The organism is Citrobacter pasteurii, assembly GCF_019047765.1.
Taxonomy (GTDB): Bacteria; Pseudomonadota; Gammaproteobacteria; order Enterobacterales; family Enterobacteriaceae; genus Citrobacter; species Citrobacter pasteurii.
On the sequence record NZ_CP077262.1, the window covers coordinates 3,358,467 to 3,378,365 of the forward strand.

At 48.9% G+C, this 19,899-nt stretch carries 17 protein-coding genes; all 17 read right to left on the bottom strand.

The features are described 5' to 3' along the window. Positions 1-2: 2 nt before the first annotated feature. A complete protein-coding gene (gene wcaL, locus I6L54_RS16510; RefSeq protein WP_005122449.1) occupies positions 3-1,223 on the bottom strand; it encodes a colanic acid biosynthesis glycosyltransferase WcaL in 1,221 nt (406 codons plus the stop codon). Then, a complete protein-coding gene (wcaK, locus tag I6L54_RS16515) occupies positions 1,220-2,500 on the bottom strand; it encodes a colanic acid biosynthesis pyruvyl transferase WcaK (protein ID WP_040231891.1) in 1,281 nt (426 codons plus the stop codon). The genes wcaL and wcaK overlap by 4 nt, the downstream gene beginning before the upstream one ends. Positions 2,501-2,563: 63 nt before the next feature. Continuing rightward, positions 2,564-4,042 (bottom strand): MOP flippase family protein, encoded by a 1,479-nt coding sequence (locus tag I6L54_RS16520; protein ID WP_040231890.1) that lies wholly within the window; start codon positions 4,040-4,042, stop codon positions 2,564-2,566. Between the two features lies 1 nt (position 4,043). After that, entirely contained in the window at positions 4,044-5,438 is a 1,395-nt protein-coding gene (gene wcaJ, locus I6L54_RS16525) for an undecaprenyl-phosphate glucose phosphotransferase (RefSeq protein ID WP_040231888.1), read from the bottom strand. 290 nt (positions 5,439-5,728) lie between these two features. Next, positions 5,729-7,171 carry a mannose-1-phosphate guanyltransferase gene (gene cpsB, locus I6L54_RS16530; RefSeq protein WP_005128293.1) on the bottom strand — a complete coding sequence of 481 codons (1,443 nt, stop codon included), beginning with the start codon at positions 7,169-7,171 and terminating at the stop codon, positions 5,729-5,731. Positions 7,172-7,174: 3 nt separating this feature from the next. Then, the gene (locus tag I6L54_RS16535; RefSeq protein ID WP_040231887.1) at positions 7,175-8,398 is read right to left on the bottom strand and encodes a WcaI family glycosyltransferase; all 1,224 of its coding nucleotides are present in this window, start codon (positions 8,396-8,398) and stop codon (positions 7,175-7,177) included. Beyond that, positions 8,395-8,874, bottom strand: coding sequence for a GDP-mannose mannosyl hydrolase (locus I6L54_RS16540; RefSeq protein WP_005128295.1), 480 nt, complete (start codon positions 8,872-8,874; stop codon positions 8,395-8,397). The genes I6L54_RS16535 and I6L54_RS16540 overlap by 4 nt, the downstream gene beginning before the upstream one ends. Further along, the gene (gene fcl / locus I6L54_RS16545; protein WP_005128296.1) at positions 8,874-9,842 is read right to left on the bottom strand and encodes a GDP-L-fucose synthase; all 969 of its coding nucleotides are present in this window, start codon (positions 9,840-9,842) and stop codon (positions 8,874-8,876) included. The genes I6L54_RS16540 and fcl overlap by 1 nt, the downstream gene beginning before the upstream one ends. A 5-nt stretch (positions 9,843-9,847) precedes the next feature. Continuing rightward, the gene (gene gmd / locus I6L54_RS16550; protein ID WP_040231885.1) at positions 9,848-10,969 is read right to left on the bottom strand and encodes a GDP-mannose 4,6-dehydratase; all 1,122 of its coding nucleotides are present in this window, start codon (positions 10,967-10,969) and stop codon (positions 9,848-9,850) included. 24 nt (positions 10,970-10,993) lie between these two features. After that, positions 10,994-11,548, bottom strand: coding sequence for a colanic acid biosynthesis acetyltransferase WcaF (gene wcaF / locus I6L54_RS16555; protein ID WP_040231884.1), 555 nt, complete (start codon positions 11,546-11,548; stop codon positions 10,994-10,996). A 9-nt stretch (positions 11,549-11,557) separates the two neighbouring features. Continuing rightward, complete coding sequence (wcaE, locus tag I6L54_RS16560) at positions 11,558-12,304, bottom strand: colanic acid biosynthesis glycosyltransferase WcaE (RefSeq protein ID WP_040231993.1); 747 nt, start codon at positions 12,302-12,304, stop codon at positions 11,558-11,560. A 5-nt stretch (positions 12,305-12,309) separates the two neighbouring features. After that, on the bottom strand, positions 12,310-13,527 hold the full coding sequence (gene wcaD / locus I6L54_RS16565) for a colanic acid polymerase WcaD (RefSeq protein WP_040231882.1): 1,218 nt from the start codon (positions 13,525-13,527) through the stop codon (positions 12,310-12,312). Next, positions 13,502-14,719, bottom strand: a complete 1,218-nt coding sequence (gene wcaC / locus I6L54_RS16570) for a colanic acid biosynthesis glycosyltransferase WcaC (RefSeq protein WP_005128311.1) — start codon at positions 14,717-14,719, stop codon at positions 13,502-13,504. The genes wcaD and wcaC overlap by 26 nt, the downstream gene beginning before the upstream one ends. Positions 14,720-14,756: 37 nt before the next feature. After that, positions 14,757-15,599, bottom strand: coding sequence for a colanic acid biosynthesis glycosyltransferase WcaA (gene wcaA / locus I6L54_RS16575; RefSeq protein WP_005128312.1), 843 nt, complete (start codon positions 15,597-15,599; stop codon positions 14,757-14,759). Positions 15,600-15,676: 77 nt separating this feature from the next. After that, positions 15,677-17,839 (bottom strand): tyrosine-protein kinase Wzc, encoded by a 2,163-nt coding sequence (wzc, locus tag I6L54_RS16580; RefSeq protein WP_040231881.1) that lies wholly within the window; start codon positions 17,837-17,839, stop codon positions 15,677-15,679. Next, entirely contained in the window at positions 17,836-18,285 is a 450-nt protein-coding gene (wzb, locus tag I6L54_RS16585; protein ID WP_040231880.1) for a low molecular weight protein-tyrosine-phosphatase Wzb, read from the bottom strand. Before wzb ends, wzc begins: the two co-directional genes overlap by 4 nt. Positions 18,286-18,290: 5 nt before the next feature. Beyond that, positions 18,291-19,430, bottom strand: a complete 1,140-nt coding sequence (locus tag I6L54_RS16590) for a polysaccharide export protein (protein ID WP_040231878.1) — start codon at positions 19,428-19,430, stop codon at positions 18,291-18,293. Positions 19,431-19,899 lie beyond the last annotated feature (469 nt).

Here is a 19,899-nt window from a genome sequence, read left to right on the forward strand (position 1 = left end):
ATTTACATCGTTTTCAGCAGACTGGCTAACTGTTTGTTGATCGCAAGCTGGTTAAATTCAGCGGCTATTTTTTCGCGGGCGCACGCCACCACCGGCTTCACTTGCTCACTGTCGAGCACACTGACCGTCGCTAATCGCTCCGCCAGGGCCTGAGCATCATTCTCCGGTGCCAGCCAGCCGGACCTTCCAGATTCCACCAGCTCAGGGATCCCACTGTGAACGGTAGAGACGACCGGTATCCCTACGGCCATGGCCTCCATCAACGCCACCGGGATCCCTTCCATGTCACCATCAATTCCCGTGACAGAAGGCAACAGGAAGACATCCGCCTGTTCAAGCATCTCTTTAACCTGATGACTGGGTTTAAATCCTGACATTTCAATCACGTCATCCAGTTGATATTGCTCGATAAGCGTACGTAACCGACGCTCCCAAGGGCCAATTCCCAGAATGCGATAACGAAATGAGATACCCCGCTCCTTCAACTGGCGGCACGCTTCGATAGCGACATGCAGCCCTTTTTTCTCGGTTAACCGTGCAACGGAGAGAATTTCTAGCGGCGTACCCGGCGCTTTCACCTCACGAGGTGTAAAACGCGTCATATCAATCCCCATACGCGATACCGCAATTTTATGCGGTGGGCATCCCATATTCCGCAAACGTCCGGCCCAGAGATTGCTGATGGGTAACATCAAATCACCGCGCTGAAACAGCTTCTGATATTCAGGGGTATAGCGGGCAAGGATGTCCCGGTGTGAAACATCAATACCATGGAAGACAGTGGCTATTTTGCCGCGAATCACGCCGAGTTCACGTAGTTTGGCCGCCGTTACGCCAGCGGGTCCAAAGTGCGCAATAAAGACATCGGCCAGGAATGCTCGTGGGGTTAGCGCACAGATGGACGCTAGAATCAGATTACGCGCCTCATCGCCATAGCGTGGAACGTTGAGCGCTTTCCAGGTCGCTGTCCGGGTAATGCCTTGTAAAATCGTCGTGGTGCGATATTTCAGCTTCGCCAACCTGCCAGTCGGCTCTTTCAATAACCATCGCGTTTTATCACCCAGACAGTAGTCCACATAGGAAGCATGGGTGTTATCAAGATCGCCCTGATATAACGCGATAATTTCAACATCGTGCCCCATATCAATAAACGCGGTGATCTGATTCAGCACAAAGGTTTCAGAGGACAGCGGAAATTTAAGCAGGAAAAAACTGACTTTCATTTCCCCTCCTCAATACGCGTTAGTACCGATTGCACCATATGCATACCGTGTTCACGTTCACGCTTAACAGCCTCCGCCACCCTGACGTTAAGTTCAGCCAACCGTCCCAGGGTATCGGCAACCCTGCCCTCAAGGCTACCATCCAGCAGATGGCGGATATCAACCGCCATTTCCGCTAACCCCAGTTGCTGCATAATTCCCGCCGATTTGTGCTCATAATTAATGGCTATCGCCGGCGTCATAAAGTTCATCGAGATGATGGCAGAGTGCAGGCGTGTGCCCACCGTCAGGTCACATGCGCCCAATATTTTTCCCATTTCGAGATCGTTTAGTTCATCCATTACCACGTGATAACGGGCCGGATCGTTAACGTACTGACGCAGGTTCAGTGCAACCATGCGATCATCTTTGTTGTAACTATCAATACCGGTACAGGTTGAGAGCGCCATCACCTGGTAACCTTCATCAAGGATCCGATTAACCACGCCGGCAAAGGCTTGCTCATAGGCCTGTTGTGTGGTTCCAAGACGCTTATCAAACGGCGCCAGTTCACGTAATGTAATGGCGACAGTCTTCTGCTTTGCAGCCGCTTGTAGCCAGTGCTGTACGGCATAACCCGGGTCAAAGTCATCGTGATGGTTGTCTACCAGCCAGGCGGTATCCACCCCCGACTCGACTTTCTCTGTCGTTATGTCACTGCGTTTCATCAGTTCCAGACTGACCGATTCGCGTAAAATTAGCGCCTTGCAGTGCCCAAAAACGTAGTTCGCCAACTGATTGAACTGTTCATCCTGAAATGGCCCTACGCTATGACCAATCATGTACAGCGGTTTTTTAGCCATAAACGAACACAAGGCATGTTCAAACTGCGGCACGCCATACAGATCGACAAAAAACGATCCGCCGACCTGGATAATGGCGTCATAACGCGACAACAGACGGACAAAGTCAGTAAACCCCTGAGCGATAGCGATATTGCGCAGATTTCCGGAATCGGTGACGCGCGAGAGCAACACCTGATGCTGATAGCGACGACGCAGCACTTTCTTTACACGGCCCATGACGCCTGCAGCATTGTTATGCTGCTTCATCTGTGAATACAGAGGATCACCCATCACCGGTCGGTTTAGTAACCAGGAGGAACTCACCGGGTAGCGGCTCATCACATCCACTTCCGTCTCAGGCTGGAGCGTATGAATGGCATCCAGCAAACCACGTAAAATAGCGCTGTCCCCGCGATTACCGCAGGTGTGGTTGCCCAAAATCAGTAATTTCATCATGACCTCTTAAAATCAGTGCGGATGACGGTTTTCCCGTCCCCGGACGACAACAAACGCAATTCACCCTGCGCGGAACAAGGCTTTCATTTTTTCACCACGGCAGAACTGGCGTTTGATTTCTACCACCAGCGGATCACGCGACAGCACAATCATCACGACAAACGCCAGCGCGCCAGCGGTTATCTGTAGGCTCAGCAACGCACTTAACGGCAATTTATTTTGCAATGTCATTCCCAGTGCGTAGCTCACCACCAGCGTGGGTAAAGAAAGATAGAACGGTAGCCACAGGCTGAGCATGTACTGCCGATAGCTCGGTCCCAGTACCGGTTTGATCATCACGAAATAGCTCAGGATGGTGTTTATGACCTGTACCAGTAAAAAACCCAGCGTGACGCCAATCACTCCCGCCATATTTCCGCCAACCAGGATCGCGGGGATAAACAAAAAGGTTTTGAATATATTGAATTTGAAGCTGATATCGACCCGTGCTTTGGCCATCAGCAGAGAGCCTATTGGATTACCGACTGAGCGCAGCAGACCCACAATGCACAGCAATTGCAGCACCGGAACAATACTGTTCCACTTTTCACCAAACACCAGCGGTACGACGTTATTTGATACCACCATCAGTCCCAGTAGGGCCGGGAAATTGATAATGCCAACAACAGATAGCAGCTTGTAAAAATTGACGCGTAGTTTTTCGGTATCGTCCTGAATTTTGGCAAACGCAGGAAACAGTACTCGGGTAATTATCGGATTCAGTTTGATTGGCGGTACAACTGCCACGTTCCAGGCAAGATTGAAGCCTCCCGCCACGCCAGCCCCCAGGGTTCTGGCCAGCACCAGCGTCGAAAGGTTGGTGTTCACATAATTGATAATGCTGTCCGCCGTCAGCCACGCCCCAAAGCGCAGATTTTGCGACACGGATGAAAGTGAAAAACACAGCCCTGGTCGATATATTTTGCGGCCAAAATAGCCAAACAGCAGCGTACGTAGCGTACTGTTCACCAGATATCCAACAGTGGCCGTCATGGCGATCGGCCAAAAATGCGCGCTAACCACAGTAAAAGTAAAACCGGCCAGTACTGAACTGGTTTCAATCAGGCCAATTTTGTTGAAGGCCAGTTCTTTTTGCATCAGCGCACGGAACTGCTGCCCATGCGGGATCACCACAAACGCCAGCGCTAAGGTTTTAATCAGTGGCACCAGCTCAGGGTTATTAAGCGCATCGGCAATGGTTTCGCTGAGCGCAAACATAGCAATACATACGACTATCCCCAGCCCAACGTTTAACCAGTACAAGGTGGTTAGTTCAAGATAACCTATCTCTTTGCGCTGAATAATCGAGTTGGCGATGCCAAAATCAGACAGCGTATCGGCCAGCGCAATAATCACCAGCGACACGGTTAATAACCCGAACTGATGATTATCAATAATCCGCGCCAGAACCGTCATCTGAATGAGCCCCAGACCGATGATGATTACCGTAGCAATGGCTGACCATTTAGCACCGTTGAGGGTTTTTTCTCGTAAGCTCATATTAATATGCCGCTTTATTGACGAAGCCTTTAAACACCGTCAGAAAAACGATTTTGATATCGAACCACACGCTCCATTCACGAATGTATTCGAGGTCAAACTCTACCCGTTTTTCCATTTTTTCCAGCGTATCGGTTTCACCACGCCAGCCGTTGATTTGCGCCCAACCGGTAATGCCTGGCTTCACCTTATGGCGCAACATGTACCCTTCTATCAACTGACGATACTGTTCGTTATGCGCCACCGCATGTGGACGCGGCCCGACAATAGACATCCCTCCTGTCAGCACATTTATAAACTGTGGTAATTCATCCAGAGACGTCCGCCGCAGGAAGTTACCCACGCGGGTCACTCGCGGATCGTTTTGTGTGGCCTGGGTAACCACCGCGTCGTTCTCCATCACTTTCATGGAGCGAAATTTCCAGACTTTGATCGGCTTCCCGTCCATGCCATAGCGGGTCTGACGAAAAATTACCGGCCCCTTTGAGGTCAGCTTCACCATCAGCGCAATGGCGCATAGCACAGGAGAAATTAGCAGCAGGATTAACGATGCAAGGACGATATCCTCCGCGCGCTTCAGCAGACGATTAATCCCCGAGAGCGGCGTGTCATACAGCGGCACCACCGGAACGCCATTCATTTCTTCAATCCGTGAATGCAGAATGTTGAAGGTAAAAACATCAGGAATCAGGAGCACTGAACAGGTGGTATCAGCCAGTTCGCGTACCAGTTTTTTTACCCGCGCCCCATCGCTCATCGACATAGCGATATAGACGTTATGAATGCGTGAAGCTTTGGCATCATCCACCAGTTGCTGCAGATTTCCCGCCCAATCCCGGGCGTTTTTCCCCGGTATGGGGTCGTGATAAACACCCGCGACCTCAAACCCCAACCACGGCTCATGGCGAAAGCTGTCCAGCAGCACCTGTCCGGCAGGAAGATCCCCTGCTACCGCTACCCGACGTGTGTTATAACCACGATTTCGCAACCATCCCGCCCCGTAGCGAATAAACGCACGGCACAGCACCAGGCCAATACTTGACAGCAGATACCATGCCAGCCAGAGAGCAAACCGGTTATCAAAATCGTTATTAAAGGCAATCAGACCCGCGCAAAAAATCAGACTCAGCGTCCAGTTTTGCAGCAGCAGCACCAACTCAGTTGAAATTTTCACTCCGCGCCAGGAGCGGTAAAAATCCGTTATCCCGCCCAGCATCTGAAAAACGACCAGCGTGATTAACGCCACCAGCAGGTGCATATACAGGAAAGGCAAACCGCTCAGTTCGCAGACTATCCATAATCCACTAAACATGATGGTGATATCTGAAAAGCGTTGCACCATCGATATTAACGACGCATTGGTTTTGGCTCGTTCGCGCTTTTTTAGATGTGTCATCGTGGTTCCTGTTAGTCGCCACTTGCCCTTATCGGGCAAGGGAAATACCAGCATTACTGATTCAGCAATGCCAGGAGAGTGCGCGTTCGCACGTTCAGGCGGACATCACCAACTGACCCGTAACAAATATCACAAGTGGTAACGCGGATTATTTGGCTCATGTTATCTCCTTCTTCAGGCAATAGTTAGCCCAGGCCTGATTGCCTAAATAAATAACAAAGTCCAGTCTCTGTTATTTTATTTCATAAAGGTTCGCAGAGAGTCAGTTAACAGAAAAGAATAATAGATTTCTATATATGCTCATGATGTGTGCCAAATCTTACAATATCATCTTCTTCAAGGTAGACTCCAGAGCGGACTTCAATCATCTCCAGCGGAACCTTTCCTGGGTTTTCAAGACAATGAATAGTGCCCTGAGGAATATACACTGATTGATTTTCACTTAATAATTGGACCTCATCACAGATCGTGACCTTTGCCGTTCCCGCAACAATAATCCAGTGTTCAGCGCGATGATGGTGCATACGTAATGCAAAGCCCTGACCGGGTTTCACGGTTATCCTTTTAACCTGATAACGTTCACCTTCATCAATAGAATCATATTTTCCCCAGGGTCTAAAAACTTCACGATGAATATGATGTTCCGAGCGACCATCCGCCTGAATTTGTGCAACGATTTTTTTTACATCTTGTACATCCGTTTTATTTGCGATTAATACTGCATCTTTAGTCTGGACGACGATAAGATCTTTTACGCCGACGGTTGCTACCAATCCCGACTCGGCGTAGACATAACTGTTCTCTGTATTATGGTCAATGACATCGCCATGATAAACATTGCCCTCGTGGTTACGATCGCTGATTTCCCAAAGTGATGACCATGAACCCACATCGCTCCAGCCAACGTTCATCGGCAGGACTACAGCATCCGTGGTTTTCTCCATTACAGCATAGTCGATCGATTCCTCTGGGCAAGCCTGGAAATCGTCCCGACTGACACGGATAAAATCATTGTCCAGTTCAGCGTTATCCATCGCTACCAAGCAGGCCTGTAGAATATCCGGGCGATATTTTTCAAGCTCTTCAAGATAGCGTCGGGCCTGGAATAAAAACATACCGCTATTCCAGTAATATTCACCAGCAGAGATATATTTTTCGGCTGTTTCAAGGTCAGGTTTTTCCACAAAAGCATCAACATTGAAAGCAACAGAATCAACTTGAATCTGGGTACTACTGACTTCACCGCGTCGAATATAACCGTACCCTGTTTCCGGTGTATCCGGGACGATACCAAATGTTACCAGCTTGCCATTTTCGGCTAACGGAATGGCTGAGGTCACTGCATCGTGGAAGTATTTATTTTCTTCGATAATATGATCAGCTGCCAGGACCAGCAACAACGGGTTATGATCGGAATTATTGTTACATGCTGCGATTGCTGCCAGTGCGATTGCTGGTGCGGTATTCCGGGCTTGTGGCTCAAGAATAATATTCCCCGTTAGCTGATCGATTTCTTGCAATTGTTCAGCAACAATAAATCGATGCTTTTCATTACATATTACCAGCGGTGGTGAACAATCCAGTCCATCAAGACGACAAATTGTCGATTGCAACATTGTATTTTGCCCATCCAGACACAAGAACTGCTTTGGATATAATGTTCTGGATAATGGCCACAGACGGCTACCGGAACCACCGGCAATAATTACCGGATGAATGTTATTCTGACTCATAAGTCAACCCTTCAAATGATTAATAAATTGATTTAAGACATTATCTTTTTCAAGTGCAGACTCTGCATATGAACGTGCAATCATATTGTATTCAGGCATAGTGATTGCCTCCGTAATACCGGCCACAAGCATCTCAACTGATTCTGGCTCAATACAGATCGCAATACCGGGATGTTTCTGACAAAGCTGCCCCAGTTCGGTGTGTATCTCTGCTGTAATCACGGCATTTCCCCCGACCGCCAATATATTCGTTAACTTCGAAGGAAGAACCGCATCTGCAGCGCCACGTCTTTGGATGACTAAATGGCAATCTGCCAACCTTAATAACGCTGGCAACATTTCGTATGGTTGCAGGGGGTAGAACTTAACATTCGTTAGGGCTCGTTCCTTGACCATTTGTTCCATCCTGGATTTTCCCCCTCCCTGACCCACAATAACGTATATCCATGGTTTATCCTGAGTCTGGCTTGCAGCCTCAACGATATTTTCAACGCCTTGTTTCTCACCAATATTGCCGGAATAAAGAATAATTTTTTTATCGGTTGGCAAATCAAATCGCTGACGAATTTGCGCTATATCAGCACTATCCACCTTGCTAAATCTTTCCACTTCGGACCAGTTCGGGAAAAAGATAATTTTTTCTGCAGCAACGCCTTTCCCCTGCGCTTTTTGCATCATAGAGCGGGAGATCGTGGAAACATTATCCACATTCAACAAACTGCTACGCTCAAATGCTTTGGCTATGCGCGCAATCATTGTGGAATTTCCGGTTGCCGCCAATCCCAGCCCCAACATCGCATCAACTTCATAATCCTGAACATGCAGCACGGTACGAGAGCCAGACAGTTTTGCCAGCAAACGCATCCCTGGTGTACAGAATAGCGTGGGTACCACGCCGATAATGTATTCAGGCTTCCACCGATACTGAGCCAATAGGGGAAAAAAACTGCTCAGGGCAAAACTGCCCAAATGTAGCAGCCGCTTTAACGTTGAAGGTTGAGTTGGTACATATAATGGACAGCGCCAGACAGTGGTGACACCAACTTCCCGACGATAGCGCCAGGAAGAATAAGGTTCGCCGACTTGCCACTGTGGATAATAAGGAGGCGCCGTAACCACCCGAACCTCATGCCCCTGGCTCGCCATCCACTCCACCATCTCTCCCGTGTATTTACCAATTCCGGTCAATTCGGGCGAGTAATTGATGCCATAAACCAGAATTCTCATATCCCGGGCACCCGATCTTTCGTCGCTGGGTTGAAATATGCCTGCGTATTCTTATGCACATTCCCATCGGCAATCAGCTCATCTGTTTTAGCCCAACGCCAGGTATCATGCTGTTTTGACGGCAACATTGATGTACTGGTATTAATCTTCAGTCGAAAACCCAGCACCACATAATGCGTTGTAAATGAAGAACCAGAAAAATTATCCTCATAAAAGTGCTGCCAGACACCAAAAAACTGACCGTGTGTTATGGGAAACTGCTGGCCTAATTCTTCTTCCGTCAAACGCATAAATGCTTGTTCCAGCGTTTCATCTTTTAATACTCTACCGCCGGGCACAAACCAATATCCTTGAGCAGGCCTGTTAGTTCTTTTCCCAACTAAAAACTCCCCAAACTCATTCTCAATGATAAAGTCCAGAGAGATCAGCGGCGTCGTGCGCACCGCATTAGCGAAGTCTTCATTATTGAGAAACATTACTCACCCCGATACCGCTGCTGATTATCAAGGAACCAGCGATAAGTATTAACCAACCCCTGTTCAAGTCCTATTTCATGATGCCAGCCGAGTCTTCTCAGGCGACTGACATCAAGCAGTTTTCGTGGTGTCCCATCAGGTTTAGAAGCATCAAAAATAATATCACCGCGAAAACCAACAACTTTTGCAATGGCGTTGGATAGTTCGCGAATAGTGCAATCTTCCCCCGTGCCTACATTGACATGAGAAAGCATTGGCTCTGTATTTTCCTGCCAAACCTCATTGTCTAACTCCATAACATGGATGCTTGCTGCCGCCATATCATCAACATGCAAAAATTCACGCATGGGTTTTCCACTGCCCCAAACTTCAACATACTTGTCATCCCGTTGGGTGGCTTCATGAAAACGACGCAATAACGCAGGAATCACATGGGAATTATCTTTATGGAAATTGTCGTTAGGCCCATACAGGTTCGTCGGCATCACGGAACGGTAATCCCGGCGATGCTGCCGGTTATAGGACTCACACAGTTTTATCCCTGCAATTTTAGCGATGGCATAGGGCTCATTTGTCGGCTCCAGCGATCCCTGCAACAACTCGCTCTCTTTGATTGGTTGCTGCGCAAACTTAGGATAAATACATGATGAGCCTAAAAATAATAGCTTCTCGACATTTGAATTATGAGCCGCATGAAGGATATTACTTTCCATCATCATGTTTTCATAAATGAAATCAGATGGATAATTATTATTAGCCATAATCCCGCCAACTTTTGCCGCGGCAAGATAAACCTGGTCAATATGTTCACTGGTAAAGAAATCATTAACTGCCGTTGTGTCTAATAAATTGAGCTGCTCACGGTTACGGATGATTAACTCTACATCTTCACGTTGTGCGAGTTGTCGGTAAATAGCAGAGCCCACCATGCCCCGATGTCCCGCAATATAAACACGTTTCTTCTGCATCATCATTAGCTCTCCAGTGCAATAACAACATCGTAACCATGGGACTTCAGCAGTGAATGTTTCTTCGCTGCTTCCAGATCGTGAGCAACCATTTCAGAAACCATCTGGCGCAGTGTGATCTCTGGTTTCCAGCCCAGTTTTTCGTGTGCCTTTGTCGGATCGCCCAACAGCGTTTCAACCTCTGCAGGACGGAAATAGCGCGGGTCGACGGCGATCATCACATCCCCCGGTTTCACCCCTGGCGCATCATGCCCAGTCACCGAAACCACAATGCCTTTTTCATTCACGCCCTCACCTTCAAAGCGCAACTTAATACCGAGTTGGGCAGCGGCCATTTCCACAAACTGACGGACGGAATACTGCACGCCAGTGGCGATCACGAAATCTTCCGGCTGCTCCTGCTGCAGCATCATCCACTGCATCCTGACGTAGTCTTTGGCATGTCCCCAGTCACGCAACGAATCCATATTGCCGAGGTACAGACAGGACTCCAGGCCCTGGGCGATGTTGGCAATTGCACGGGTAATTTTGCGTGTGACGAAGGTTTCGCCACGACGCGGAGATTCATGGTTAAACAGAATGCCGTTACAGGCATACATGCCATAAGATTCGCGGTAATTGACGGTGATCCAGTAGGCATACAGTTTGGCGACGGCATAGGGCGATCGCGGATAGAACGGCGTCGTTTCTTTCTGTGGGATCTCCTGAACCAGACCGTACAGTTCAGAGGTGGAGGCCTGATAGAAACGGGTTTTCTTTTCCAGACCCAGGAAGCGAATCGCTTCCAGCAGACGCAGCGTGCCGATCCCATCAACATCAGCAGTATATTCTGGTGAATCAAACGACACCGCCACGTGGCTCATTGCACCCAGGTTATAGACTTCATCCGGCTGAACCTCTTGCAAAATGCGGGTCAGATTAGAGGAGTCCGTCAAATCGCCATAATGCAGATGGAATTTGGGATTACCCGCATGTGGTTCCTGGTAAATATGGTCTACCCGTTCGGTATTAAATGACGAGGCCCGGCGCTTAATACCATGAACTTCATAACCTTTTTCCAGCAGAAACTCTGCCAGGTAAGAACCATCCTGCCCGGTTACGCCAGTAATGAGAGCGACTTTTGACATGTTATTACCTCTTAAAATTTCCCTTCAGGGAGTAACGTTCTCGACGCGTTTACGCGTAACTACTGCGGGGTTACCCCGACATATGGCATTGGCCGGCAACGATTTAAAAACGCTGCTGCGTGCACCCACGACGGTGCCGTCGCCAATCGTCACGCCAGGCGCGACAAAAACATCTGTCGCCAGCCAGCATTTCTCGCCAATCACAATTGGCGTGGCGCTAATATCAAAGTGTTGGCTGGCATAATCATGACTTCCGGTGCATAAATAGCTTTTCTGCGAAATAACCGTATGAGCCCCAATCGTAATATTACCCAGCGTATATAAAACCGTGTCATCCCCCACCCAGGCGTAATCCCCCAGTGTCAATTTCCACGGATAAGTAATTTTTACTGAAGGCCGAATAACTACGTTTTTTCCTATTTTTGCGCCAAATATCCTTAATAAAAAAGCACGCCAGCGGTACATCACTTGTGGTGACCAGTGAAATAATGTTGCTTGTACCGCCCACCATAATTGCACTTTAATTGCACCGCCGCCGCGAAAACCTTTCGGCACCGCGAAGCCGTTTAAGTCCTGCATAGTGTGACCTTACGTTTTACCATATAAGTGTTTTGTCTTAGCGGTTGTACGCAGACGTATGTATTCAGAAAATTCAGCCAAAAAGCCGGGCATACGCAATATTTGACGTTGGACTCTTTTGGCATCCCGACACAATTCCAGATTATTCGTAGTCGATATGCCACCCATGGAAAACTCCGACACTAAACCAGTCAGTTTTTTAAAAGCGAACCCGGACTTGTATAATTTTGCTGCCAGCGCATAATCCGATGATATTTTATATTGCAAATCATAATGCCAGGTTTGCAGTCCCGTCAGCGGAAAAAATATTGCCTGATGACTGGCTGGCAAACTGTGGTAGATATACCAACCCGGTTTAGCCCGGCGCGTCATTTTTTTACCATTACCAAAATCCAGCAAAGCATCGCCAATCACCATCGATTTATCACTTTGCGTTTTTAACTGGCGGATAAAATGTGCAGAATCGGCATGCAGAATATCGCCAGAGTTGAGAAAGAGTGCAAAACGCCCGCGCGCCATAGCGATACCTTTGTTCATTGCATCGTAGAGACCGTTATCAGGCTCGCTGACAAAACGTAACTGGTGCTCTCCATTGAGATTCTCCAGGAACGCCGGCGTACCGTCTGTAGACCCCCCATCGATAACAATCCACTCAAAACTGATATCGCTCACCTGCGCAAGATGCACCAGTGACGCATGGGTTTTGACGATCCCGTCCAGATTGCGAAAAGCGACGGTGATAATACTCAGCAGCATGTAAATTACCTCGCGATATTCAGCGCCTTGCGCAAAATAAACGGACATACGATTAAAAATGCGTATTCCGGACTAAATACTGAACCGGTGAAAAACAACGACAACGGTGTAAAAAGATAAAGCTGCACCCGATAATTCTGATTATCACCAAACGCATTCATCATCATTTTCGTTACTTTCCCCATGTACCACAGGGATAATATTACGGCGAACCACGAAAAATAGATAATTAACAGATACAAACCATTGTCTATCGTTTTACCTACATCTGCACCGTTAAAGATTCCGAATGATGCAACATATTCATAAAGTGAGCCAAATCTCACTACACCGTCGACATTCAGTAATGAATATCCAACCATGACCAACGGTCCTACTATGCGATAATAAGATGAAGAGCCTTCAGTACCTAAATCACCAAGACGCGTCGCGATGTAGGGGAAGGCAAATATCACGCCCACCATAAACACACTCAGTGAGATAATCGCCAAGGGTAACTTCTTTTTTATCGCATCCTTATTCAGATACTGAAATGCCCACTCCAGCAGGTAAAACAAAATAAATGTCATTACCCCTGAAAACGATCCTGACAATATCACCCCTGTCAGAATCATAGCATCGGTCCTGGGCGTTTTGATACCAAACTGTTTGATGCTGAGCCAAATTGAGATTAACGCCAGAGCGAAAAATGCAGGTTCAAAATAGAGTGCAGTGGTACGTTTTCCACCAAATTTAATAAAGTTCAGCACATAGCTATTGCTGTAAATAAGATATTTCGAAATAGCTTCCATTATACTGCTACCACCGCTGAGAATGATCTGTGTCATTTCAACGGCCGCCAGACCGACCACTAACCCCACCACCAGCCAGAATAAACGCAAAATCTTAGGATAGTTATGTGGCGAAATGGTTTTGAAGCGAATGCTCCACACCATGCCAATAATGATCACGGTATAGATAAACAACATGGCGGATGTTACATACTTGCTGGCATCCAGCGATTGGCCAAACAGGTAGTTAAACACCGTCAGCCCCCCACCCACTCCCAACGCAATCAACAGCTTTTTAATATTGATACGGTCGACAAACAGCAGTAGCAACAGCGGTAAAAAAGTGACAACGGTGACAGGGAAACTTTCACCCAGTTGCGCAAGCTTGACGTTAACCAGCAGATACAGCAGCGGCAACACCAGATAGCTACAGACCCTGATAGTACGAGACATATTCCTCCAGCATCTGTTGTCCGCTGTATGCTGTCCGGCTCTGCTGGCTAAAGGTAGCCAGCGTGGTGTCAAATACCGCCTGTGCAATTTCTGATTTTTTCAGTTGTACCAGATGCAGAACATCCGCTTCACTGAATGTTTTGCCGCCTGATTTTGCCAGCACTTCCTGTGCCGCCTCACTGTGCGTGGCGATAACCGGTACACCGATAGAAAGCGCTTCGCACAAGATTAGCGGATAGTTATCAACCCGCGAACTGAACACCAGCCCATCCATCTGATTTAGCGACCCCAGCAAGGTTCGTTTGTCACTTTCAAACCCATGGTTGATGACGTTTGCTCCGGCAAACGGGGAAAACTTACCGAAGGTATGCAGCTCTATTTTGTCACCGAGCGCGATAAGCGCCTGAACCAGTTGCTGGCTGGTTTTGCCGTCATAGCGCAAATCGTGGGCCACCACGGCAATTTTCGGTCTGCCCGGTGGCTCATGCTGAACCGGCAAGTCAGCAAGAATCGCTTCCGTCGCCACATCGATACCGTTATTGATGATGTGACAACACCCGGCACCGTACAGGCTGTTAAATGCTTCCGCCACATGTTGACTGGGCGAGATAAACTGGCAGCCAAGCGCCAGCATCGTGCGAAACATTTGACGTTTTCCGGGAAGTTGCTGATGTGCTTTATCAACGTTAACCGGGGGATAGTTGCTTAACGTTGGGCATTTCTGGCAGCCCGTTTTCCAGCCTTCGCAGCCATCGGTAAAGGCGCAACGTCCGGTAACACTCCAGTGATCGTGCAACGTCCACACAAAGGTGATATCGGGCTTATGTGTCTTCACCTTTTGGCAAAACGCCACTACCTCTTCGAGGTTCAGCCAGTAACTATGCAGCACATGGAAATGCAGAACCAGCGGGCCCGCGGTGCGGATGATTGTGCGATACATACTGTCGAGGTTGCCAAACAGATCGCGGTTTGCGAGGCGAAACAGCGCAATATTCGCCGCCGACGTCAAACGCGGCGCATGTTTAATCACGTGCGGATAATTCCCGTGACTGGCGCTTCTCTTGCCTCCTTTGCCATAACCGTATACAAACCGCGACGCCCATCCTTTTTCCAGCGCGCGCAGGTGTAAATCCAGCGCTACCCCTGCCGCCCCGCCTTCGGCAAGTCGAACATTAAATTGCAGAATATTCATGGCATTACCTTTGCTCTCACATGTTGACCCAGCATACTTAACGTCCTCGCAGACCGTCAGCCAGACGCTTACCGTTACGGATGGAAAGCAACGTCAGCAATGTGCGCCAGTTCATCCGCTTGTTACGGATCTGATAAAGGGTAAACAGCTGATATTTTTTACTCGCCCGGTCAAATTTACCTTTGTGCTTGCGATAGAACTGGAAGTAACCGGAGAACTTATGTGGGGATGAAGTAATGCGCATCTCGCCGTGATTCACATGCAGGATCTGCGTCGCCTCTTTTACCTTCCAGGGTTTACCGTAGGCCACCACCATGCGCAGAAAAATGTCATAATCCTGCGCGGCTTTTAACGTCGTATCAAACAGGCATGCTTTGAAACGCCAGGCCCAGCTAAAGACCTGATTACCAATGATATTGCGTTTATAAAATCGGCGGCGTGAGTACATCGATTTTGGATACAGCGGCAGACTGGCTGGCTGTGAATAAACCTCACCTTCACAGACATAATCATCAGCGTATAGAAAAGCATGCGTTACCAGTTGATGACGAGACTGAAGGAATGAGCTCAGGCGATTCGGCGTCCACTCATCGTCATCATCAATCCCCGTAATGTACTGCCCACTGGCCTGCATGATGGCCTGATTGCGTACCGCGCACGCGCCGGAGTTCATCTCGTTATGCGTATAGCTCACGCGTGGATCGTTTAACGCCTCAACAAACTGTTGCAGTTGCTCATACTCGGCAGAGCAATCATCGACAATGATCATTTCCCAGTGGCTATAGTCCTGGCGCAGCACCGATTTAATCGCCCGGATAGCCAACTGCTGGCGGTTCCAGGTGGGCATATAAATAGAAATTAGCGGGTTGTCTGTCGTCATTTTTTTGTCCCAGATAAAGTTGCCAGATGGCGCTACGCTTATCAGGCCTACATTCGATATGCGTTGCTGTTAGTTATCTATTTCGAATCCGACGTGTATTCGTATTCGTAGTAACCGTAATCCTGATACCCGCTGGCGCGCCGGAAAATGGAGTTGAGGATCACCCCTTTCACCTGAATTCCGTTTTGCCCGAAACGACTCAGACTGGTTTCCACCTCTTTCAGCGTGTTGACCGCGTAACGCGCCACCATCAGCGTGGTTCCGACGTGACGACCAACGATAGCCGCATCGGTCACGGCCAGTATTGGCGGCGTATCGATCAGCACCAGGTCATAGTTCGCACTGGCCCAGGTCATCAGCTCGCCAAAGCGTTCGCTCATCAGCAGTTCTGAAGGATTAGGGGGAACCTGCCCGCGAGGGACCAGGTCAAAATGTGCAATTGAAGTCGGTTTTGCGCAGGAGAGAATGTCCCCCTTGCCGCTAAGGATCTCAGACAGACCGTTGACGTTATTGGTCCCGAGCAGCTCATGGGTATAGCCTTTACGCATATCACAGTCGATTAGCAGCACGCGCTTGTCGGTCTGACTGATAACCGCAGCCAGGTTGGCACAGACAAACGTTTTGCCGATCGACGGGCTGACCCCGGTCAGCATCAGCACATTATTACGTGATTGCATCATGGCGAAGTGCAGGCTGGTACGCAGGCTGCGCACCGCTTCTATTGCCAGGTCAGTCGGATTACCCACCGCCAACAACTGGCTCTGCTTATAGCGCTTAACGCCTTTAATGGTCTGCACGTTATCACGGGCTTTTTGCCATTCTGACAGGGGAATGCTGGCATACACGCTGATGCCGTGCTCTTCAAGCACCTGCGGGCTTTCAATACCGCGATTGAACAGCGACCGCAGCAGCACGCCAACCACTGAAAGCATCAAGCCAAGAAGGATACTGCCGAGAATAATCAGCGCCGTTTTCGGTTTCAGGACACCGGGCTGGGCAATGGCGGGATCGACAATGCGCACATCGCCAACCGTACTGGCTTCCGTGATCTTCAGCTCCTGCTGTTTATTCAGCAGTTGCATATAGACCTGCTGGCCGGACTCCACGTCACGCGTCAGGCGGACAATTTCCTGCTGCGTTTTCGGCATCGCCGTCACACGCCCGTTCAGCTTGTTTTTTTCATCTTCCAGCGCCTGGCGTTTTTCCAGCAACGTGCGGTACGCCGGGTGCGCTTTGGTGAACAGTTTGGAGATTTCAGCTTCTTTAAAGGTCAGTTCATTTAACTGAGCATCAATATTAACCATCGAGTCCAGCACCGCTTTGGCCTCCAGAGGTAAATCGACGGAGTCTTTATCCTGACGAAATGCATTCAGCTTGTTTTCGGCAACGTCCAGACGGTTGCGCACCTCCGGTAATTGTTTTGCCAGAAACGCCAGGCTTTTAGCGGCCTCTTCAGATTTACGCTCCACGTTTTGTTGCAGATAGTTGCGGGTAATACTGTCGAGGATCTGGCGGATTTGTTCACGATCTTCCCCCGTGAAAGTCAAACTCAGCACCCCGGTATCTTTACCTGTTTCCGTCACCATCAGGTTATTTTGCAGATTGTTGATCGTGCCAAGCGTAGAGAACTTACTGACGGTAAATTCGCTACCCGGACTGGCATGAATCGCCTCAACCATCATCGTTACACCGTCATGGTTCAGTAACTGCCCAACCTGACCACGCGCGCTAAAACCGCCGTCACTCACCAGTTGATAACTTTTGTCGTTCAGTACGCTCAACGTGAAGGTCTGTTCATTCATTGACGTTGGCAAGGTGAAAGTCGTCATATTGACCGTTTCATTCTGGCGGCCCATCAGACGGTCCCAGCCGGCACCAAAAAGAGGAAATGAATCTTTGGTGACGGAAATATCCAGATTGAGATCGGCTACCGTTTTGCCCAATACCCGTCGTGACTGAATAAGCTGAATTTCCGCTTCAGAAGCAGGTGGCTTGTTGGATAACGCCGAGCCAATATCCTGGACTAACGAGCTGCCGGTGTTTTGCTCAATTTGTACCAACGCATCGGCACTGTAGATCGGCGTGACAAACAGGGTGTAGACCGCCGCACACAGCGCAAATGCGGCGGTTATGCCCAGTACCCACCAACGTGCTTCGGCTACGGTCCCCACCAGACGTCCGATATCGATTTCATCGTTGCCTGTTACTGACGTTGCAGACTGTTTTTCTTTTTCTGTCATTGTTTTCCCTGCTCCGTATTCAGTGCCTGAGCCCATTGGCGGGCAGACCGTTCAAGTAAGGCGTACACCGCGTCAAACGCGTCACGACTTTTACGATACGGATCGGGAATTTCGCGTTCGCTGTCCCAATGGCCGAACAACATCACTTTGCCACGCATCTCCGGTACCATTTCACACAACGCCGTAATATGACGTTTTTCCATGGTCAGGATCAGGTCAAACTCCCGGCACATTCGTCCCGAGATCTGCCGCGCACAATGATTCTCCAGTGACAGGTTATGTGCCTGCGCCACGCTGATGGCGCATGGATCGGCACCCTTACCTACCAGCGCGCCGAGGCCAGCGGAAGACACCGTCAACGCCGGATGGAATTGCCTTAACAAGCGCTCTGCCGTTGGAGAGCGGCAAATGTTCCCCACGCAGACAACTAAGATTTTGTTAAACATGGCGATTACCAGTTGTGAAGGTCGCTGGCCGTATCCGTCATATAACGAACACCGCTAATGGTCGGCAGCAACTGATTGATCAAACGGTTCCAGCGAGCAACCGGCGCGGTCGTGACATACACCACATCGTAAGGCTGAAGTCGGAAAGAAGTCGCCATCACCAGCGATGTCGCATCAGACATATCCAGCTGGTAGATATTGGCTATCTTGCCGTTATGCCCACCCTCGCCTTTTAATGGACGAATAACAAAGATGCCGCTGGCATTGGAGGTGGTCAGGTCAATGCCCTCCGCATTACCCAGCGCTTCGGTGAGTGTCATACCGCTGAAGTCCATCTTGAGGGTGCTCTGTTTTTTCACTTCCCCCATCACGAACACTTTCAGGTCGTCATTACGCGGAACAAACAGGATGTCGCCAGGATAGAGCAGGCGGTTCTGGCTCAGGTCGCCATTTTGCATCAGCGCTTGCAGTGAAATGCGTTGCTCCTGGCCTTTATGCGTCAGTACAACGTTGCGCCAATCAGCCGCTTCGGTAAGACCGCCTGCAGCGTTAATGGCATCGAGAATGGTAAGCGGCACGTTGGTGATGGCCTGCTGGCCGGATTTGTTCACCTGCCCGGAGACGTAAGCCTTCTGCGAGCGGAAAGCGGCGATATTAACGTCCACCTGCGGGTCTGCGATGTACTTCGCTAAGCGCCCGGTAATATCACTACGAATTTCTGCCAACGTTTTCCCCACCACGCTAACTTTGCCAATGTAGGGATAAAACATGGTGCCGTCAGGTTGCACCCAGTTACCCGTATCGCTTGAGCTACGATACTGTCCCGCAGGCGTGGTGAGTTCGGGATGATCCCAGACGGTGACATTCAGGACATCGCCGGGTCCGACCCGGTACTGGTACCCGGAGATCTCCTGATCCAGCGACATATTAGGTTGAGCAACATTCGGTCGCGGACGCAATTGTTCAACCAGTCTTGGGGTAAGCGGATAAACATTCACCATCCGGTTGATATCAAAATCGGCATCCTGCTGCTTAATCACATCTTTGCCCATGGTAGACATATTGCTGCCCGGAAGCACGGTACAACCGTTGATCAATATTACCGACACCAATACTGGTATCAATTTAAGTTTGGATTTCATCATTGATTATTTATCACTTTGGCAGAGTAATTATCACGTGCGTTTTAAATAGCCATTACGCCTGTTTGCATTTACCTTGCCGTTAATTGAATAGAAATTTAACTGGCATCAGTCCTAAAAAAATGAATTCATCTGCAGTCTCTTGACAGAATAATTTAGGTTTATCATCAGGCGACCAGGCACGCTACCGCCCCTGGCTTTATTAGCTACCAATGCACTGATTAATTTATATTTTTCCCATCCTCGCAGTTATCATCATATTCATAGCGCCTACCCATCAGTAATAGCATGGTGCGATACTGGCAACATATTTCTCTTTTGATTATTACGGGAAGAATTGTTGCAGCTAACCGAATAGCAGGCAAGATAACAAGCCCTGAAACGTAGCCTTTTAAGATTAATATTAAGCGTGAGACATGTATATTTTTAGGATTTTATTGATGTTGACAATGTTAATATATAAATATCCAGC

What these genes read in the sequence shown, in the direction of transcription:
- wcaL (WP_005122449.1), bottom strand. Translation starts at nt 1,223, where the DNA reads ATGAAAGTCAGTTTTTTCCTGCTTAAATTTCCGCTGTCCTCTGAAACC.
- wcaK (WP_040231891.1), bottom strand. Translation starts at nt 2,500, where the DNA reads ATGAAATTACTGATTTTGGGCAACCACACCTGCGGTAATCGCGGGGAC.
- I6L54_RS16520 (WP_040231890.1), bottom strand. Translation starts at nt 4,042, where the DNA reads ATGAGCTTACGAGAAAAAACCCTCAACGGTGCTAAATGGTCAGCCATT.
- wcaJ (WP_040231888.1), bottom strand. Translation starts at nt 5,438, where the DNA reads ATGACACATCTAAAAAAGCGCGAACGAGCCAAAACCAATGCGTCGTTA.
- cpsB (WP_005128293.1), bottom strand. Translation starts at nt 7,171, where the DNA reads ATGAGTCAGAATAACATTCATCCGGTAATTATTGCCGGTGGTTCCGGT.
- I6L54_RS16535 (WP_040231887.1), bottom strand. Translation starts at nt 8,398, where the DNA reads ATGAGAATTCTGGTTTATGGCATCAATTACTCGCCCGAATTGACCGGA.
- I6L54_RS16540 (WP_005128295.1), bottom strand. Translation starts at nt 8,874, where the DNA reads ATGTTTCTCAATAATGAAGACTTCGCTAATGCGGTGCGCACGACGCCG.
- fcl (WP_005128296.1), bottom strand. Translation starts at nt 9,842, where the DNA reads ATGCAGAAGAAACGTGTTTATATTGCGGGACATCGGGGCATGGTGGGC.
- gmd (WP_040231885.1), bottom strand. Translation starts at nt 10,969, where the DNA reads ATGTCAAAAGTCGCTCTCATTACTGGCGTAACCGGGCAGGATGGTTCT.
- wcaF (WP_040231884.1), bottom strand. Translation starts at nt 11,548, where the DNA reads ATGCAGGACTTAAACGGCTTCGCGGTGCCGAAAGGTTTTCGCGGCGGC.
- wcaE (WP_040231993.1), bottom strand. Translation starts at nt 12,304, where the DNA reads ATGCTGCTGAGTATTATCACCGTCGCTTTTCGCAATCTGGACGGGATC.
- wcaD (WP_040231882.1), bottom strand. Translation starts at nt 13,527, where the DNA reads ATGTCTCGTACTATCAGGGTCTGTAGCTATCTGGTGTTGCCGCTGCTG.
- wcaC (WP_005128311.1), bottom strand. Translation starts at nt 14,719, where the DNA reads ATGAATATTCTGCAATTTAATGTTCGACTTGCCGAAGGCGGGGCGGCA.
- wcaA (WP_005128312.1), bottom strand. Translation starts at nt 15,599, where the DNA reads ATGACGACAGACAACCCGCTAATTTCTATTTATATGCCCACCTGGAAC.
- wzc (WP_040231881.1), bottom strand. Translation starts at nt 17,839, where the DNA reads ATGACAGAAAAAGAAAAACAGTCTGCAACGTCAGTAACAGGCAACGAT.
- wzb (WP_040231880.1), bottom strand. Translation starts at nt 18,285, where the DNA reads ATGTTTAACAAAATCTTAGTTGTCTGCGTGGGGAACATTTGCCGCTCT.
- I6L54_RS16590 (WP_040231878.1), bottom strand. Translation starts at nt 19,430, where the DNA reads ATGATGAAATCCAAACTTAAATTGATACCAGTATTGGTGTCGGTAATA.